We start from the raw sequence: 17828 nt of genomic DNA, 5'->3' as shown, positions 1-17828 counted from the left end.
CCGGCGAGGTCGTCTGGACCTGGGTGCCCTACGACGACGACCCGCAGCAGGGCAAGGACCGCCCGGTCCTGGTGCTGGCCCGGGAGGGGGCGGGGCTCGTCGTCGCGCAGATGACGTCGAAGGACCACGACCGCGACGCGGCGGACGAGGCCCGGCACGGGCGTCGCTGGATCGACGTCGGCTCCGGCAGCTGGGACTCCCGCGGCCGCGAGAGCGAGGTCCGGCTCGACCGTCTGCTGCTGGTCGAGCCGATGGCCGTGAGGCGCAACGGCGGCGCCCTGGACAGGGCTCGCTTCGACGAGGTCGCGGCCGCGCTGCGCGCGCACCACGCCTGAGGGAGGACCCCGGCGGCACGCGAGACCTCGGTCACGTCGCGTGTCCTCGCCCACCATGGCGCCCGGCTGGTAGGCTTTTCGCTTGGGTCGCCGCCCGGTCGGCTGCGACCCGGCCACCGACCAACCACGAGGTACCCCACGCCCCAGTCCCGGTCGCGGCGAATCCCTCACCGACCGTTGACAGATCGCTCCGGCGAAAGCAGAGAGAGTCCCACACGTGGCGAACATCAAGTCCCAGAAGAAGCGCATCCTCACCAACGAGAAGGCGCGGCTGCGCAACAAGGCCGTCAAGTCCGAGCTCAAGACGCACGTGCGCAAGGTCCGCGAGGCCCTCACCGCCGGCGACAAGGACGCCGCGACCATCGCGCTGAAGACCGCGGGCCGCAAGCTCGACAAGGCCGCCAGCAAGGGCGTCATCCACGCCAACCAGGCCGCCAACCGCAAGTCGAAGCTGGCCAAGCAGGTCTCCGCGCTCTGAGCATGACCGCTCGCTGAGCCGATCGACGAAGGCGCCGTCCCGCAAGGGGCGGCGCCTTCGTCGTCGTCAGCGGCGCAGGGACCGGCTGGTCGTCACCGGTGCGGGGACCGGTCGTCGTCACCGGAGCAGGGACCGGCCGGCCGTCACCGGTGCAGGGGCCGTTCGAACTCGGCCACCCGTCGGGCGGCCCGCTCCTCCGCCCTGTCGACCACGGTGGCGTAGTGGCCCAGCAACGACTCGCCGAGCGCCGCCCACGAGCGGGGAAGCACCCGCCGGCGCCCCGCCTCACCCATCCGGGCGCGCATGCCGGCGTCGCCGACGAGGGCGCGCACCGCACCTGCCAGCGCCTGGTCGTTCTCGGGTGCGTAGAGGAAGCCGGTCTCGCCCTCGGCGACCACGTCGAGCGGTCCGCCCGCCGCCGGGGCGACGACGGTCACCGCGCTGGCCATGGCCTCCTGGAGCGTCTGGCCGAACGTCTCGTGGGTGCCGGTGTGGACGAAGACGTCGAGGGCGGCGTAGGCCCGCGCGAGGTCCGTGCCGTCCAGCCGGCCGAGGAATCGGGCGCCGGGCAGCTGCCGCTCGAGCGCGTGCCGGGAGGGACCGTCCCCGACGACGACGAGCCGCACCCGCGGATCGCCGCCCAGCACGGCCAGCCGCTCCACGCGCTTCTCCGGGGCGAGCCGTCCGACGTAGCCGACGAGCACGGTCCCGTCGGGCGCCCCGTGCAGGAGGGCGCTGCGCACGGTGACCCCCTCCGGCGTGGTGCGGTGCCGGGGGTGGTACGTCTCGGCGTCCACGCCGCGGCCCCACCAGCGGGTGCGTTCGACGCCGGCAGCCGCGAGGTCGGACAGGGAGGCGCTGGACGGGGCGAGCGTCAGGTCCGCGTAGGCGTGCACGGTGCGCAGCCACCGCCAGATGCCCGGCGCCGTGGCGCTGAGGCCGTGCTTGCGGGCGAACCCTGCCACGTCGGTCTGGAAGATGGCCACGGTGGGGATGCCGCGCCGCCGGGCGAGGACCAGCGCCTGAGCGCCGAGCCCGAACGGCGCGGCGGCGTGCACGACGTCCGGTGCGAAGGTGTCGAGCACGCGGACCAGCTGGGGCCCGGGGACGGCGGCGCGGAAGCCGCGGTAGCTGAACGAGGGCAGCTGGACCACCGGGAAGCCGGCGTACTCCCGGGGTGCGGGACCGGGGCAGACCACCACGGCGTCGTGCCCGCGGGTGGCGAGGTGGTCGAGGACCCGCAGCACCGAGGTGGTCACCCCGTTGGCGGCGGGCAGGAACGACTCGGTCACGATCGCCACTCGCACGTGTCCCACGGTGCCCGGTCGAGGTGGAGCCCGGACGACGGGGAGACGAGTGGCGGGTGGCGGTCCGGTGAACGTTCGGGGGCGCCCGGCTCAGTCCTCGAGGGCGAGGCCGCGGCGCTCGGCGAGCAGGAGCGCGCCGCCCGCGGCCATCACGAAGGCCGCCGCAAAGGCGGTGAAGACGAGCCAGATGTCGCCCGACCGGTTGAGCACCGGCACGGCCAGCGGGGCGAGGATGGAGGCGATGCGACCGAAGCCGGCGGCCCAGCCGGCACCGCTGCCGCGCACCGCCGTCGGGGTACATCTCGGGCGTGACCGCGTACAGCGCGCCCCCAGGCGCCGAGCGCGAAGAAGGAGAGCAGGCACCCGGCGGTCACCACGGCGGCCGGTGTGGTGGCGACGGCGAAGAGGTAGGAGGCCGCGGCGGCCCCGAGGAGAAAGCTCGCCAGGGTGGGGCGTCGGCCCCACCGCTCGATGAGGTAGGCGGCCGCGGCGTAGCCGGGAAGCTGCGCGGCGGTGATGATCAGCGTGTACTCGAACGAGCGGACGAGGTCGAGGCCGGAGGCGACCAGCAGGGTCGGCAGCCAGGTGAAGGCGCCGTAGTAGGCGAAGTTGAGGAGGAACCACACCAGCCACAGCCCGGTCGTCCGGGTGCGAAGGGCCGGGCCCCAGATCGCGGTCAGCCCGCGGGTCGACGGCGGTGCGTGCTGTAGTGCTGCGCCGGCCGGGCCGTCGTCGGCGGCGGGGATGCGCCCCGGCGCGGCGTCCGGCGCGGCCACTGCGCCCCGCCGTGCCGCCGGAGCCGGCAGACGTCGTCGACCATCTGCTGGGCGTCCGGCCGGGTGACCGCCTGGACCGGGTCCGCGCCGCACGGCCGGAGGCGCGCGCCAACGCGCAGAAGGCGTACGAGGCACTCTTCCGTCCGGTCGACGACTCCGAGATGTCAGTCGTGGAACGGCTCGCCGTCGCGACCTTCGTCGTCGGCCTGCACGCCGCCGAGGACCTGCACGAGTTCTACGCCACGCGGCTTGCCGCCGCACTCGGGGACGGCGCGGACGCCGTCGGGCAGGGCGGCTCCGCCGTCGTCCGGGCGGTCGGGGAGGAGACCGCACGCGCGCGGGGCACGGGACCCTACGGGGTCTACCGCGAACGCGGGCTCGCGGCTGAGAGTCAGCCCCGGACGGCCTTCGAGGCCGCGGATGCGGCCGTCCTCGGCGGCCGCCTTGCGGGCGCGCTCGAGCACGCACAGCTTCTGGTGCTACGTCCGCGCGAGGCGACGCCGGAGATGCTCGGCCAGCTGCTCGCGCACGGCTGGTCCACCGCGGGGATCGTCACTCTCTCGCAGCTGGTGGCGTTCCTGGCCTTCCAGGTCCGCGTGGTGCACGGGCTGCGCCAGCTCGCGGCAGTCGACACGGAAGGAACCCGCTGATGTCCATCGACAAGCTCACCACCTACCCCGAGCTCGACCGGCCCGAGGCGTTCACGCAGGACAACCTCGGGTGGGTGCCCTGGCTGCAGCCGCTGGCGGTCGAGGAGTTCACCGCGCGGCACTGGGAGGGCGTGGTCGACCGCCGCCGTGCCGAGAACCCCTACTTCGCGCTCCTCGCCCGCGATCCCGAGGTCCTGGAGGCGCGCACCCGCACCGACAACGACATCTTCTACAACACCAAGGGCGGGCTGCCCCGGGCGGAGCGCGAGCTTGCCGCCGCGACGACGAGCAGGCTCAACGGCTGCGTCTTCTGCGCGTCGGTCCACGCCCGGTTCGCCAGCCACTACTCGCGCCGGGCCGACGACGTCCAGAAGCTGCTCGACACGGGCGTCGCGGCGGACCTCGATCCCCGGTGGAACGCCATCGTGGCGGCCTCGGTGGCACTGAGCCGGACGCCGGCCGACTTCGGTGAGAAGGAGGTGGCCGACCTCCGCGAGCAGGGTCTCGACGATCTCGAGATCGCCGACCTCGTCCACGGAGCGGCGTTCTTCAACTGGGCCAACCGCCTGATGCTGTCGCTGGGGGAGCCGGAGAACCCGGCGCAGCGTTGAGCACGGGGCAAGGGGCCGGCACCGGCGGGGGGTGCCGGCCCCTTGGCGTGCCTGCAGCCCGCGCGAACCTGCAGCCGGCGGCGCGCGGGAACCAGCCCGTAGCGCACGGTAGCCGGGTCAGCGAGGAGGTCGGCGGACGGACGCTGCGACACGCCGTTCGTTGACACCTGAAGTATCGCTCGCCTAACGTCAGCCCCAGGTCTCGAGTACCAGTGCGTACCGGAAGGTGCGCTAAGTCCCGGCTTGCTGGTCGGCAACCCCCCACGTGCGGAGGGTGCCCCGGGGTGACGACCTGGCCCGTGAGGGCAATGACACGCACCGCCAGGTGCATGAGCACGAAGGAACCGGAACGACATGAACGCGCACACGAGCTCCAGGCAGAACGTCTTCTCTGCTCGCCGCTCCATGTGCATGTCCATGTGCTGTCGTTCGCGAATGTCCGCCTGAACGACGTTCCCCGCGATGCCCCGGCGCCGGTCCGCGCGCTGACGCATCACCCCTGACCTGAGCCCACCTCCGGGCGAGTGAGACGCCTGCGGCGTGGACCAGCTCGGTCAGCCTCCTTCCTGCCTGCGCGCGACCGCGCGACGACACCCTGGACGTGCACCATGACTGTTTCCCTGCTGCCCACCCGTACCTCCAACGCACCTCGCGCCACCATCGGTCTGGACCTGACCGGGCTCGGGGTCTCGACGTCGGCCACGGGGCTCTCCGCCGACCTGCCGGTCGAGAAGTGCGACCTCGCCAAGCTGGCGTCCTACACCCGCGCCGCCCACCTGAGCGGCGTCGACTTCGTCTCCCTCGGCGAGCAGTTCCGCCTGCGCTCCGACCGGGCGGTCCGCCGCGACGACTGGCTGGACCCGGTGGTCGCTGCGCGCCGCATCAGCCCGCACGCCGGGCCCGCCGGCCTCATCCCCAGCGTGCCGGTCGGCAGCGTGGACCTCGCTGCCGTCGCCGGGGAGCTGGCGCAGGTGTCCCGTGAGAACGGGACATGGACGGGGCTGCAGCTCGCCGGCGGCGGCGACGTGCTCGCGCGATCGCTGCCGGGCGTGTCCCGGTCGCTCGCCGGTGCTCGCACCCGCGCGCCGCGTCCCAGCGTGGTCCTGCCGGTCGCGGGCGAGCAGGACGTCGCACTGGCGGGGGAGCACGCGGACGTCGTGCGCATCCGCGAGTCGGACCACGCCTGGGCCCGCGAGCTGCGGTACGCGGTCCGTGCGGCGGCCCGTGCCGCCGGTCGTGAGGGCGCCGTCCAAGTTCTCGTCGACCTGCACACCGTCGTCTCCCAGGACCGTGCGAGCGCCGAGGAACGGGCCGGCCTCGTCGCCGACATCGACGGTGAGCACGCCTCGTGGGCTGGTGCGCTCAGCGCCTACGGCACCGTCAGCGACGTCGCCGACGTGATCGAGACCTGGGTGAGCGCGGGTGCGGCCGACGGCTTCGTGGTTCTCCCGGGTTCCGTGCCCGCCGACGTCGCGGCCCTCCTGAAGGGCGTGGTGCCGGAGCTCCGCGCGCGTGGCCTCGTCGAGGAGCAGGCGGTCACCGCGCGTCCGACCGTGCGCCGTGCCGGTGAGGTCGACCGGTCCGTCGGCGGCCGCGGAGCACGGATCGGTTCCATCGTCCCGGCCGCCGCATCGCGCGCACCCGGCTCGGCGAGCCGACTGGCGGCTGTGCCGGTGGCCTGAGCCGGGCACTGGGCGGTGGGCCGACCGGTCGGCCGACCTGTCGAGCGCTGACGGCCGGGCCGATCGACATGACAGCGAGGGCCGCAGATGATGGTGTCTGCGGCCCTCGGCGGTGTGTTGAGGTGCTCGTTCTCTCTCGTGTCGGGTGGCGTGCTCAGGCGGTGCGGATGGTGGTGATGGGGGGTGCCGTCGGGGCGGGTGAAGGTCCACTGGTCGCCGGTGCGTTCGATGGTGATGTTGCGTTGGTGGACGTAGTCGTGGTGGTGCCAGCACAGCAGGATGCCGAGGTGGGCGGCGGTCGTGCCGTGGTGCTCGTACCACCAGATGGAGTGGTGGATCTCGCCCTCGCCGGGCGGGGCGTGGCAGTCGGGGGTAGCGGCAGGTGCGGTCGCGGGCGATGATCGCGCGGGTCTGGGCGGGCGACGACCGGTCCAGGAGGTGCTGACCACCTGGCGCGGGAGATCTCGGCCGCCGGCGGGCGGCTGGACGGGGTCGTGGTGGTGGACTCGGCGACGCGCCCGCAGCTCGTCCGGCACCTCGCCCAGGGGGTGGCGACGATCCTCGGCGTGCCCGTCGTCGGCTCCGTCGCGCCGGACCCGCAGCTCCCGCCCGGGCGCCACGACGTCAACTCGGCGCAGCGGCTGGCGGGCGTGCAGCGACGCCTGCGCCTGAACCTCTCCGGGCCCGCGGCGGCGGGCCTGCCGGGCAGGTCCGTGGTGCTCGTCGACGACCTCACCGACTCCGGGTGGACCCTCACGGTGGCCGCCCGGCTGCTCCGCCGGGCCGGGGCGCAGTCGGTCCTGCCGTTCGTGCTGGCCCAGCGCTGAGCGCCGGCCGGGCCCGGTCAAGCCACCGGGCCCCCACGTGCGCGCCGCAGAGCCAGGGGCAAGGTGAGGAGCGCCAGGGCACCCGCGGCGAGCATGGCGGCGCTGAAGGACGTCGCGGCCGCCACGATGCCGACGACGACCGACCCTGCCCCCGTCCCGGCGTCGAAGCCGATGTTCCACACGGCGCTGGCCGAGCCGTAGTGCGGGCGGCTCACCGACGCGAAGGTGACCACGAGCGTCAGGTTCTGCAGCGCGCCGTAGCTGGCCCCGACCAGCGCCGTCCCGACGAGGAGCGCCGGTGCGCTGGTCGCCTGCGGGTCGCGGACGGCCCAGGCGATGACGGCCATGCCCGCCGCCGTGTTGAGCACCAGGGGCCAGATGAACCGCTGGGGACCGTAGCGGTCGGCGAGCGTGCCGATCCGCCAACGCGTCAGCGCGGCAGTGGCCGTCATGACCAGGAGCGCCAGCACGGTGAGGTAGGCGCTGCTGCTCATCTGGGCCATGAACGTGATCAACGCCCCGCCGGCGAGCGTGACGCCGAGGAGCAGCAGCATCGGTCGAAGCAGCCGCGCGTACGGCGCCCGCTCCTGCGCCTCGGGGACGTGGTGCAGCATCCGGGCCAGGCGGACCGCCGGCACGACCCCGAGGAGCGGCAGGCCCGAGAGCACGAAGACGACCCAGAAGCCGAGCTCCTCGGCGAGCCAGGGGGCGCCCGCCAGGAGCAGCACCTGCGGACCGGCGATGGCCAGCCCGTAGGCACCGATCGCCCGACCGCGCCGCACCGGCTCCACAAGCTCGGCGATCAGGGCGCTGCCGGTGACGGTGAGCACGCCGAAGCCGAGGCCGCGCACCGCGGAGAGGACCAGGGTGGGCGCGAGCGCGTCCGTCAGGACGTGCGCGACGGCGGGCAGCCCGAGCAGGACCATGCCGGCCACGAGCACCGGTGCCCAGCCGAGGCGGCGCAGGGCTGCGGGCACGACCAGCTGCGTCAGCACGGTGAAGAGCATCAGCACGCCGTTGACGAGGCCGGCGCCGCCGGCGTCGGCCCCGCCCCGCACCACCCACAGGGCGCGACCGGCAGCAGCGCGGCGTAGCCCGAGAAGCCCAGGACGGTCATCGCCAGGAGCAGCGGCATGCCCGGCGCCCGCAGGACGGAGCCGTTCACCGTGGCAGGGTGGCGAAGCGTACGAGCGCCACACGATCGTCGATGTCGGCCGGCAGCAGATCCCGGGCACGCAGGCCGGGCAGGCCGATCGCCCGGGCGACGAGGCGGGCGCGCGCGCGATGCTTCCGCCGGTAGCCGTCGAGGAGCTCGTGCGCCTCCGCGGCGGGCAGCACCTGCGCGAGAGCCCGGACGCCGGCGCCACGCCCCCGCCAGAGCCGCACACGCGGGTCCGCCTGGACGTTGTGGAACCACTGCGACCGTGACCTGTGCCCGCACGGGACCACCACGGCACCCGGCTCGGCGGCCACGGCCTCGAGGACGACGTAGCGGGGCAGCCCGGACGTGCGCCCACGGTGCTCGACCATCACCAGCACACCCGCGAAGACACCTCCGAGCCCCGCCCGGAAGAGGGGGATCGGGGCGCGGGCGAGCCATCGCGGTATGCGGCGCACGGTTCTCCTGGCCCTACTCGAAGCGGGCGTTGACCGCTTCCGCGTGCCCGGGGAGGTCCTCGGACCGTGCCAGCGCGGTCAGCGGGCCGGCGAGCTCCTTCAGGGCCGTCTCGCCGTACTCGATCACCTGGACCGACTTGATGAAAGCCGTGACGTTGAGGCCGCTGGCGAACCGGGCGGTCCCGCCCGTCGGCAGCACGTGGTTCGACCCGGCGAGATAGTCCCCCAGCGGTACCGGGGAGTACGGGCCGACGAAGATCGCCCCGGCGTTGCGGATGCGTCCGGCGACGGCGGCGGCGTCGGCGGTCTGGATCTCCAGGTGCTCCGCGCCGTAGGCGTCGGCGACGGCGACGCCCTGCTCGAGGTCGGACACGAGGACCGTGCCGGACTGTGGCCCGGTCAGCGCGGTGCGCATGCGTCCGGAGTGCTTGGTGGCCGGGACCCGGCGGGCGATCTCGGCGTCGACGGCGTCCGCGAGCTCCGGGGAGTCGGTGATGAGCACGGACGCGGCGGCGGGGTCGTGCTCGGCCTGGGACATCAGGTCGACCGCGACGTGCGCCGGGTCGGCGGTGGAGTCCGCGAGGACGGCGATCTCCGTGGTGCCGGCCTCGGCGTCGATGCCGACCGTGCCCATGACCGCACGCTTCGCCGCCGCCACGTAGATGTTTCCCGGCCCGGTGACGACGTCGACCGGCTCGCACACCAGCTCGCCCGGAGCGCCGGCCGCGGCCAGGTCGGCACGGTCGACGTCGTCCTCAACCTTCGCCCCGTAGGCGAACATGGCGACGGCCTGGGCCCCCCCCGACGGCGTAGACCTCCCCGACCCCCAGGAGTGCGCAGGCGGCGAGGATCACCGGGTGCGGCAGGCCGCCGAAGTCCTTCTGCGGCGGCGACGCGACGGCGAGCTGCTCCACCCCCCGCGACCTGCGCGGCCACCGCGTTCATGACGACGCTGGACGGGTAGACCGCCAGGCCGCCGGGAACGTAGAGGCCGACCCTGCGCACCGGCACCCACCGCTGGTGCACGAACCCGCCGCCGGTGATCTCGGTGCGGGTCTCACGCGGCAGCTGGGCGGCGTGCCCGGCCCGGTTGTGGGCGATCGAGATCTCGAGGGCCTCGCGCACCGCGGGGTCGAGGTCCGCGAGGGCCGCGGCGATCGCCTCGGCCGGGACACGCACGTGCTCCGGGCGTACGCCGTCGAACCGCTCGGCGAGGTCGCGCAGGGCCGCGGCTCCGCGCTCGCGCACGTCGCTCAGCACGGGCCGGATCTGCTCCAGCGCTCCCTCGACGTCCAGCGCCGCACGCGGCAGGGTGGCGGCCAGCTCGGCCGCGGTGAGGGTCTGACCTCGCAGGTCCGTGCGCTTGAGCATGGTGGCCAGTCTAGGTGCGCGACACCCAGGCGCTGCCAGGACACCCGCGTCCTGGTTCCCGCCCGGTGGCACGTCGGCACCCCTGGCAGGATCGGGGCATGAGCGCAGACGACGTCCCGACTGTTCCGACGGAGGGCACCATCCGGCTGGGCCAGTTCCTCAAGCTGGCGAACCTCGTGGACTCCGGGGCGGAGGCGCGGGAACTGATCGCCGAGGGCGAGGTCACCGTCGACGGCGAGGTCGAGACCCGGCGTGGCCGTCAGCTCGCGGCAGGGATGCTGGTCGAGGTCGACCTGCCGACTGGCCGGGCCGCCGCTCGGGTCGGCTGACCCGCACCCGCCACCCACGCAGGCGAGACGTCAAGTCCTCCACGAGACGTCAGGTCCTCGCGAGACGTCGTCCCTGGAGGGAATGACATCTCGAGGAGAAGATGACATCTCGCGGGGTGTGCAGGTCAGTGGACGAGGCAGCTGGGTCCGAGCAGGGCCTTGAGATCGCCGAACAGCGCCGGGGTGGGCTGCACCCGCAGCGTGTCGGCGAGCCTCATGACCGTGTGCCGGCCCGGGCTGGTCAGCCGGAGCCGGACCTCCGCCTGGCCGGGGTGGTTGGTGAGGATGCCGCGAAGCTGCTCGACCACCGGACCTGTGCACCGGTTCGCGGGCAGGGTGAGGCTCACCGGCCCGTCCTCGGCGTTCGAGACGTCCGGCAGGGTCATCTCCTGCGCGTAGATGGTGGGGATGTCGTCGCGGCGGTTCAGCCGGCCGCGGACGGTGACGATCGTGTCCTCGGCGAGCGCGGTGGAGACGGTCGCGAACGTCTGCGGGAAGAACAGCACCTCGATCGACCCGCCCAGGTCCTCGACCGTGGCGATCGCCCACGGGTTGCCGTTCTTCGTCATCTTCCGCTGCAGGGACGTGACGAGTCCGGCGATCTGGACGCTTGCGCCGTCGGGCCGGGCGTCGTCCTCGAGCAGGGAGGCCACCTGGGTGTCGGCCGCGCGCTGGAGCACGTGCTCGAGGCCGGCGAGCGGGTGGTCGGAGACGTACAGCCCGAGCATCTGCCGCTCGAACGTCAGCTTGGCCTTCTTGTCCCACTCCGGAAGGTCGGGGATGTCCGGCGCGAACCCGCCGGGCGCGCCGTCGTCGCCGCCCAGCCCGGCGAAGAGGTCGAACTGGCCCACCGCCTCGTTGCGCTTGACGTCGACGACGGCGTCGATGGCGTCCTCGTGTGCCGCCACCAGCGACCGCCGGGTGTGCCCGAGCGAGTCGAACGCCCCCGCCTTGATGAGCGACTCGATGGTGCGCTTGTTGCACACGACCGCGGGCACCTTGTCGAGGAAGTCGGTGAAGGAGGTGTAGTCCCCCTTCTGCTCGCGGGTCTCGATGATCGCCCGGACGACGTGCGCGCCGACGTTGCGGATGCCCGCGAGACCGAAGCGGATGTCCTCGCCGACAGGGGTGAAGTTGGCGGCGGAGGTGTTCACGTCCGGCGGGAGCACGGTGATGCCCATGTGCCGGCACTCGCCGAGGTACAGGCCCAGGCGGTCCTTGTTGTCCTGCGTCGAGGTCAGCAGGGCGGCCATGTACTCGACGGGGGTAGTTCGCCTTGAGGTAGGCCGTCCAGAAGGACACCACCCCGTACGCGGCCGAGTGCGCCTTGTTGAAGGCGTAGTCGGAGAACGGCAGCAGGATGTCCCACAGCGTCTTGACGGCCTGCTTGGAGTAGCCGCGCTCGAGCATGCCCGCCTCGAAGCCGGCGAACTGCTTGTCCAGCTCCGCCTTCTTCTTCTTGCCCATCGCGCGCCGCAGCAGGTCGGCCTGGCCGAGCGTGAACCCGGCGACCTTCTGCGCGATCGCCATGACCTGCTCCTGGTAGACGATCAGGCCGTACGTGGTGCCGAGGATGTCCGCCAGCGGCTCCTCGAGCTCGGGGTGGATCGGCTCGATCTTCTGCAGGCCGTTCTTGCGCAGCGCGTAGTTCGTGTGCGAGTTCGCGCCCATCGGGCCGGGGCGGTAGAGCGCGCCGACGGCGGAGATGTCCTCGAAGTTGTCGGGGCGCATGAGCCGCAGGAGCGTCCGCATGCCGCCGCCGTCGAGCTGGAACACCCCCAGGGTGTCGCCCCGCCCGAGCAGCTCGTACGTCCTGGGGTCGTCGAGACCGAGGGTCTCCAGGTCCACCGGCTCCTTGCCGTTGACCTCGAGGTTCTTCAGCGCGTCGTCGATCACCGTCAGGTTCCGGAGGCCCAGGAAGTCCATCTTCAGCAGGCCGAGGCCCTCGCACGTCGGGTAGTCGAACTGCGTGATGATGGCGCCGTCCTGGGGCCGGCGCATGATCGGGGATGATGTCGATCAGGGGGGGCGGAGGACATGATGACGGCGCAGGCGTGCACGCCCCACTGGCGCTTGATGCCCTCCAGGCCCTGCGCGTACGCGACGATCTTCTGCGCCTCGGGGTCCGTGGAGTGGACCTGGCGGAACTCCTCCGCCTCGGCGTAGCGCTTGTCCTTGGGGTCGAAGATCCCCGAGAGCGTGATGTCCTTGCCCATGACCGACGGCGGCATCGCCTTGGTCAGCTTCTCCCCCATCGCGAAGGGGTAGCCGAGCACGCGGGAGGAGTCCTTCAGCGCCTGCTTGGCCTTGATGGTCCCGTAGGTGACCACCTGCGCGACACGGTCGTCGCCGTACTTCCTGGTCACGTAGTCGATGACCTCGCCACGCCGGCGCTCGTCGAAGTCGACGTCGAAGTCGGGCATCGACACACGGTCCGGGTTGAGGAACCGCTCGAAGATCAGTCCGTGGTCGAGCGGGTTGAGGTCGGTGATCCGCATGGCGTACGCGACCATCGAGCCGGCGCCGGAGCCACGGCCCGGCCCCACCCGGATGCCGCGGGACTTGGCCCAGTTGATGAAGTCGGCGACGACGAGGAAGTAGCCGGGGAAGCCCATCTGGGTGATGACGCCGACCTCGTACTCGGCCTGCCTCCGCACGTCGTCGGGGATGCCGTTCTGGAAGCGGTAGTGCAGCCCCTTCTCGACCTCCTTGACGAACCAGGAGTGCTCGTCCTCGCCCGCCGGGACGTCGAAGCGGGGCATGTAGTTGGCGCCCTGCGCGGCGGTGTGGAACTGCACGTCGCACTGCTCGGCCACGAGCAGCGTGTTGTCGCAGGCGTCGGGGTGGTCGCGCCACACCTCGCGCATCTCCGCGGCGGACCGCACGTAGTAGGTGTCACCGGTGAACTTGAACCGGTTGGGGTCGGCAAGGGTCGAGCCGGAGTTGATGCACAGCAGCGCGTCGTGCGTCGTGTGGTCCTCGGCCTTGACGTAGTGGGAGTCGTTCGTGGCCAGCAGCGGGGCGCCGATGTCCTTGGACAGGCGCAGCAGGTCCGGGATGACGCGGGACTCGATGTCGAGCCCGTGCTCCATGAGCTCGACGTAGAAGTTCTCCCTGCCGAAGATGTCCTGGAACTCCCCGGCGGCGCGGCGGGCCTCCTCGTACTGGCCGAGCCGGATGCGCGTCTGCACCTCGCCCGAGGGGCAGCCGGTGGTGGCGATGAGCCCCTTGCCGTAGGTGGTCAGCAGCTCCCGGTCCATGCGCGGGGCCTTGCCCATCTGCCCGTCCAGCGAGGCGAGGGAGGCCATCCGGAAGAGGTTGTGCATGCCCTCGGTGGTCCGGGCCAGCATCGTCATGTGGGTGTAGGAGCCGCGCGCCGAGACGTCGTCGTCGGCCTGGGACTCGTCGCCCCAGCGCACGCGGGTCTTGTCCGCGCGCGCGGTGCCCGGGGTCAGGTACGCCTCCACGCCGATGATCGGCTTGACCCCGGCGCCGCGTGCGGTGTTCCAGAAGTCGAACGCACCGAACATGTAGCCGTGGTCGGTCATGGCGATGGCCTTCTGGCCCAGCCTGGTCACCTCGTCGAAGAGGGGGTTGAGCTTGGCGGCCCCGTCCAGCATCGAGTACTCGGTGTGGACGTGGAGATGGACGAAGTCATCGGATCCGCCAGCAGCCATGCGGTCCAGTTTAGGTGGGGCCACCGACGGTTCCGGCCAGGCGCGTCGCCCGCGGCCGGGTGTGCCGCGGCCGACCGGCGTGTCGTCGGCGGCGGGTTGCGCACCGGCGCGCGGCGGCCCGGGATCCGGCGCTCTCGCGGGTGTCGGGGATCACCGGCCGCGACACGCGCGGGAGCCCGTGACGTCCCGCGGAGGTGCCGCGCCCACCGGGGCTCAGGACACGACGGTGTGCGCCATGTCCTGGTGCCAGATGCCGGCGTCGAGGTAGCGCTCGCCGGAGACGATCTCGTACCCCAGCCGCCGGTAGAAGCCGATCGCGGACTCCTGGGCGGAGAGCACGACGCGGACCTGCAGCGCAGAGCCGCTCCCCGCACCGTCCTGCGAGCCGTCGTCCTCGGCGCCGCCGCCCGCCGCGCCGCCGTCCACCGGCACGCTGCCCGGCCCCGCCGTCGCGTGCTCGGCGAGCGCGAGGCCCTCGATGGCGATCACGAGGCGCGCCCCGATACCGCGGCCGCGCGCGACGGCCCGCACGGCGAGGCGCCCGAGGTGCACCTCTCCGGCGTGGGCGGGGTCGGAGAGCAGCCGGCCGGTGCCGAGCGCCTCGCCCGTCGTCTCGTCGAGGGCGAGCACGTGGGTGGTGCTGGGCGCGGTGTCCAGCTCGTCGATCTCCTCCTCGACCGGCACGTGCTGCTCGTGGACGAACACCTCGGTGCGCACGGCCCAGGCGAGCTCGAGCTCGCCGTGACCCGTCACGCGCACGACGCTCACGCCGTCGCCGCCGTGCAGGACCTCGGTCATCGCACTCCGTCCCGCATGGCGTCGAGCGCACGGGCAAGATCGTCGGGGTAGTCGCTGCTCACCTGGGTCCACTGCCCGGTGGCCGGATGCTCGAAGGCCAGACGGACCGCGTGGAGCCACTGCCGGGTCAGGCCGAGGCGCTCGGCCAGGCGCGGGTCGGCGCCGTACGTGACGTCGCCGACGCACGGGTGGCGCACGGCCGACATGTGGACCCGGATCTGGTGCGTGCGGCCGGTCTCGAGATGGATCTCGAGGAGCGACGCGCCCGGCATCGCCTCGACGGTCCCGTAGTGGGTCACCGACTCCTTCCCCCCCGGCGACGACGGCCATCTTGTAGGGCGCGGTCGGGTGCCGCCCGATCGGGGCCTCGACGGTGCCCGTCGTGGGGTCGGGGTGTCCCTGGACCAGGGCGTGGTAGACCTTCTCGACGGTCCGCTCCTTGAAGGCGCGCTTGAGGGCGGTGTAGGCGAGCTCGGACTTGGCGACCACCATGAGCCCCGACGTGCCGACGTCGAGACGGTGGACGATGCCCTGGCGCTCGGCGGCGCCGGAGGTCGAGATGCGGTGCCCGGCCGCGGCGAGGGCGCCGACGACGGTCGGCCCGTCCCAGCCGGGGGGACGGGTGGGGCGGCGACCCCGACGGGTTTGTCGACGACGACGACGTCGTCGTCCTCGTACGCCAGCCGCATCCCCGCGACGGCGACCGGCGCGGGCGGGGGTCCGGCGTCGGGCAGGGTGACCTCCAGCCAGCCGCCCGCGACCAGCCGGTCCGACTTGCCGAGGGGGCGGCCGTCGAGCACGACGCCCCCCGGCCGCGGCGAGCTCGGCGGCGCGGGTGCGCGAGAGGCCGAGGAGCCGCGCGAGCGCGGCGTCGACCCGCTCCCCCACGAGGCCGTCCGGCACGGGCATGGAGCGGACCTCAGCCATCGACCGTCCCGGCCTCGCGACGGTTCCCGGGTGCGTCGTCGGCGAGGGTGCCGTCCACCTCTCGCCCGCGCAGGGCGAGGTACGCGACGAGGACCGCGGCAGCGACGATGGCGATGTCCGCGACGTTGCCGACGAACCACCCGTTGTAGCTGATGAAGTCGACGACGTGCCCGACGGCGAAGCCGGGGTCACGGAAGAGCCGGTCGTAGAGGTTGCCGAGGCAGCCGCCGAGCAGCATGCCGAGCGCGACCGCCCAGGCCGTGGAGCCGAGGCGGCGGGCCACGCGCAGGACGGCGACGGCCACGACCACCATCACGATCGTGAAGACCCACGTCATGCCGGTGGCGAAGGAGAACGCGGCACCGGGGTTGTAGACGAGCTGCAGGCCGAGGAGGTCACCGAGGAGGGGCATCAGCTCGCCGCGCACCAGGTTCCCCTCGGCGAGGTACTTCGTCACCTGGTCCACGACGAAGATGCCCGCCGCGAGGGCGAGAAGGAGGACGAGGAGCCGACGGCGGCGCCGGGCCGGCACGGCCGGTCCCGCCACGGCGGCGGGCGCCGCTCCGTCCGCGGGAACGGGGGCGTCCACGGGCAGCTCGCCGCGGTCGTCACCCTCGTCGGTCAGGGCCGGCACGTCGGCGCGGCGCTGGTGGGCGCGGCCGGTCGGCGTCTCGGGCTGGCTTTCCATCGGGGTCATCCTCCCACGTCGACCCCACGACACGGACGGCGGCGCCCCGAGGGGTCGCCGCCGTCCGCCGTCGTGGCTGCGGGTCAGATGCCCTCGGCCTTGGGGGGCCCCGGACTCGACGTTGCTCAGGAGCGACTCGAGGTAGCTCTTCAGGCGGGTGCGGTAGTCGCGCTCGAAGGTGCGCAGCTCGTCGATCTTGCGCTCCAGGAGCGAACGCTCCTGCTCGAGCTGGGTGAGGGTGCGGTTGTGCTGGTCCTCGGCCTCCTTGATGATGCGCGCGCCCTCGGCCTGCGCCTCGGAGACGATCCGCTCACCCTCCTCGCGGCCGTTGTTGACGTACTCGTCGTGCAGGCGCTGCGCCAGGGCCAGCATGCCGGTGGCGGACTCGGGCTCGTTCCCGCCGCCGGCCGGGGCCTGGGTCTGCACGGGAGCGGCCTGGACGGGTGCGGCCTGCACGGGTGCGGCCTGCACGGGTGCGGCGGCCGGGACCGGCCTCGCGGGCGCCTCGACGACCTCTTCGTCACGCCGGTCGGTCTCCTCGGCGCTCCGTGCGCCGTTGCCGCCCTCGCGGGTGAGCTCGGCGACGCGACGCTCGGCGGCGGCGAGCTTGGCCTTGAGCTCCTCGTTCTCGCCCGTCACCACGCGCAGCGTGTTGACGACCTCGTCAAGGAAGTCGTCGACCTCGTCCTGGTCGTAACCCTCACGGAACTTGGTCGGCTGGAACTTCTTGTTGAGGACGTCGTCTGCCGTGAGCAGCGCCATGGTCGTCACCTCGGTGTCGTCTTGTTCGGTCATGAGCGTTCGGTCCCGCTGCTCACTCGAGCAACCGTAGCGGACCGCCGCGGGGCAGGGCCTGCCAGGACACTAGCGGGGGATCTGGTGTCACTAGAAATTGCGGCCGACCCCCGCCACGAGCACGCGGAGGATCTGGACGCCGATGAAGAGCACCAGGAATCCGAGGTCGAGCTGGACCTGGCCCAGGCGCAGCGGCGGGATGAACCGGCGCAGGAACCGCAGCGGCGGGTCGGTCAGGCTGTACACCAGGTTCGCGAGCACGAGGACGACGCCGGTGGGGCGCCACGACCGGGCGAACACCTGGATCCAGTCGAGGACGAGCCTGACGATCAGGACCAGCATGTAGAGCAGCAGCAGCAGGCCCAGCAGGTCGAAGAAGAAGGACAAAGGGCTCAGCCTTGGGAGAAGAAGCGCCCGGGCACCCGGTCGCTGTCGGACTTGTCGCTGTCGACCTCCACGGTGGCGGGCGAGAGGAGGAAGACGCGGTTGGTGACCCGCTCGATGGCGCCGTGCAGGCCGAAGACGAGGCCGGCGGAGAAGTCGACCATGCGCTTGGCGTCGGCCTCGCTCATACCCGTGAGGTTCATGATCACCGGCGTGCCCTCGCGGAACGCCTCGCCGATGACCCGAGCCTCGTTGTAGCTGGCGGGGTGGACCGTCACGATCCTGCGCAGGTCCTCGGTCACCACGGGCTCCTCGATGTGCAGGGCGGCGGCGCGGGAGATCGGCGTGACCTCCGCGCGGTGCTCGGAGCGGTCCCGCTCCCGCTCACGGTCACGATCCGGCTCGGGCGTCTCGTCGTCGTAGGCCTCCGGCTCGGGCGCCTCGTCGTAGAGCTCGTCCTCCGGCTCCGCCAGGGACAGGTACTCCATCATCTTGCGCATCGTTCCGGCCATCGTCGCTCCTCGTGGTGTCGGTCACCGGCCGCGCCTGCGGCGACCTGCTGCTCCCCCCGACGCT

General features: G+C 72.8%; 15 protein-coding genes, 5 pseudogenes and 1 riboswitch. Of the genes and pseudogenes, 7 read left to right on the top strand and 13 right to left on the bottom strand.

The genetic code is table 11. The annotated features are described in order from the left end of the window. Positions 1-23 precede the first annotated feature (23 nt). Entirely contained in the window at positions 24-335 is a 312-nt protein-coding gene (locus tag DA06_RS12440) for a type II toxin-antitoxin system PemK/MazF family toxin (RefSeq protein ID WP_418605173.1), read from the top strand. Between the two features lie 217 nt (positions 336-552). After that, a complete protein-coding gene (gene rpsT / locus DA06_RS12435; protein ID WP_043500506.1) occupies positions 553-813 on the top strand; it encodes a 30S ribosomal protein S20 in 261 nt (86 codons plus the stop codon). Positions 814-956: 143 nt separating this feature from the next. On the opposite strand, the gene DA06_RS12430 is transcribed toward rpsT, so the two are convergent. Both DA06_RS12430 and DA06_RS12425 read right to left on the bottom strand, forming a co-directional pair. Continuing rightward, entirely contained in the window at positions 957-2105 is a 1149-nt protein-coding gene (locus DA06_RS12430; RefSeq protein ID WP_418605172.1) for a glycosyltransferase family 4 protein, read from the bottom strand. Between the two features lie 164 nt (positions 2106-2269). After that, positions 2270-2896 carry an MFS transporter gene (locus DA06_RS12425; RefSeq protein WP_418605171.1) on the bottom strand — a complete coding sequence of 209 codons (627 nt, stop codon included), beginning with the start codon at positions 2894-2896 and terminating at the stop codon, positions 2270-2272. 11 nt (positions 2897-2907) lie between these two features. Between DA06_RS12425 and DA06_RS12420 the strand changes: the two genes are divergently transcribed. The 4 genes from DA06_RS12420 (at position 2908) to DA06_RS12405 (ending at position 6666) form a co-directional block, all read left to right on the top strand. Then, positions 2908-3546, top strand: coding sequence for a CMD domain protein (locus DA06_RS12420; protein ID WP_043500501.1), 639 nt, complete (start codon positions 2908-2910; stop codon positions 3544-3546). Continuing rightward, positions 3546-4157, top strand: a complete 612-nt coding sequence (locus DA06_RS12415; RefSeq protein ID WP_043500499.1) for an alkylhydroperoxidase domain protein — start codon at positions 3546-3548, stop codon at positions 4155-4157. Before DA06_RS12420 ends, DA06_RS12415 begins: the two co-directional genes overlap by 1 nt. 198 nt (positions 4158-4355) lie before the next feature. Then, a riboswitch (SAM riboswitch) is annotated at positions 4356-4475 on the top strand. Between the two features lie 290 nt (positions 4476-4765). Beyond that, positions 4766-5839, top strand: coding sequence for an LLM class flavin-dependent oxidoreductase (locus DA06_RS12410; RefSeq protein ID WP_052436693.1), 1074 nt, complete (start codon positions 4766-4768; stop codon positions 5837-5839). Positions 5840-6339: 500 nt separating this feature from the next. After that, entirely contained in the window at positions 6340-6666 is a 327-nt protein-coding gene (locus DA06_RS12405; RefSeq protein WP_418605170.1) for a phosphoribosyltransferase, read from the top strand. Between the two features lie 17 nt (positions 6667-6683). Here the strand turns inward: DA06_RS12405 and DA06_RS12400 are convergent, their stop codons facing one another. From DA06_RS12400 to hisD, 4 genes and pseudogenes are all read right to left on the bottom strand, one after another. Further along, complete coding sequence (locus tag DA06_RS12400; RefSeq protein ID WP_418605169.1) at positions 6684-7724, bottom strand: MFS transporter; 1041 nt, start codon at positions 7722-7724, stop codon at positions 6684-6686. Beyond that, positions 7673-7831 carry a hypothetical protein gene (locus DA06_RS12395; RefSeq protein WP_418605168.1) on the bottom strand — a complete coding sequence of 53 codons (159 nt, stop codon included), beginning with the start codon at positions 7829-7831 and terminating at the stop codon, positions 7673-7675. The genes DA06_RS12400 and DA06_RS12395 overlap by 52 nt, the downstream gene beginning before the upstream one ends. Beyond that, on the bottom strand, positions 7828-8283 hold the full coding sequence (locus DA06_RS12390) for a nitroreductase family deazaflavin-dependent oxidoreductase (RefSeq protein ID WP_418605166.1): 456 nt from the start codon (positions 8281-8283) through the stop codon (positions 7828-7830). The genes DA06_RS12395 and DA06_RS12390 overlap by 4 nt, the downstream gene beginning before the upstream one ends. 13 nt (positions 8284-8296) lie before the next feature. Next, positions 8297-9654 (bottom strand): annotated as a pseudogene (gene hisD / locus DA06_RS12385) (histidinol dehydrogenase). A gap of 98 nt (positions 9655-9752) precedes the next feature. On the opposite strand from hisD, the gene DA06_RS12380 reads away from it, so the two are divergent. Then, positions 9753-9983 carry an RNA-binding S4 domain-containing protein gene (locus DA06_RS12380; RefSeq protein WP_043500489.1) on the top strand — a complete coding sequence of 77 codons (231 nt, stop codon included), beginning with the start codon at positions 9753-9755 and terminating at the stop codon, positions 9981-9983. 125 nt (positions 9984-10108) lie between these two features. Here DA06_RS12380 and dnaE read toward each other — a convergent pair. From dnaE to DA06_RS12345, 7 genes and pseudogenes are all read right to left on the bottom strand, one after another. Continuing rightward, positions 10109-13660, bottom strand: a pseudogene (gene dnaE / locus DA06_RS12375) (DNA polymerase III subunit alpha). 213 nt (positions 13661-13873) lie between these two features. Further along, positions 13874-14458 carry a GNAT family N-acetyltransferase gene (locus tag DA06_RS12370; RefSeq protein WP_043500486.1) on the bottom strand — a complete coding sequence of 195 codons (585 nt, stop codon included), beginning with the start codon at positions 14456-14458 and terminating at the stop codon, positions 13874-13876. Continuing rightward, a pseudogene (locus tag DA06_RS12365) lies at positions 14455-15385 on the bottom strand (RluA family pseudouridine synthase). The gene DA06_RS12370 and the pseudogene DA06_RS12365 overlap by 4 nt, the downstream one beginning before the upstream one ends. Further along, positions 15378-15857: pseudogene (locus tag DA06_RS12360) on the bottom strand (signal peptidase II); the annotation flags it as partial. The pseudogenes DA06_RS12365 and DA06_RS12360, both read right to left, overlap by 8 nt. A 327-nt stretch (positions 15858-16184) precedes the next feature. Next, positions 16185-16835 (bottom strand): annotated as a pseudogene (locus DA06_RS12355) (DivIVA domain-containing protein); the annotation flags it as partial. 123 nt (positions 16836-16958) lie between these two features. Next, complete coding sequence (locus DA06_RS12350; protein ID WP_043500484.1) at positions 16959-17255, bottom strand: YggT family protein; 297 nt, start codon at positions 17253-17255, stop codon at positions 16959-16961. A 5-nt stretch (positions 17256-17260) separates the two neighbouring features. After that, positions 17261-17764: a cell division protein SepF gene (locus tag DA06_RS12345; protein ID WP_043500482.1), complete on the bottom strand. Its 504-nt coding sequence runs from the start codon at positions 17762-17764 to the stop codon at positions 17261-17263. Between the last annotated feature and the right edge of the window lie 64 nt (positions 17765-17828).

Source organism: Georgenia sp. SUBG003 (genome assembly GCF_000715355.2).
GTDB lineage: Bacteria > Actinomycetota > Actinomycetes > Actinomycetales > Actinomycetaceae > Georgenia.
The sequence above is the reverse complement of the archived record's forward strand: the minus strand, read 5'-3'. Positions and strand labels throughout refer to the sequence as shown.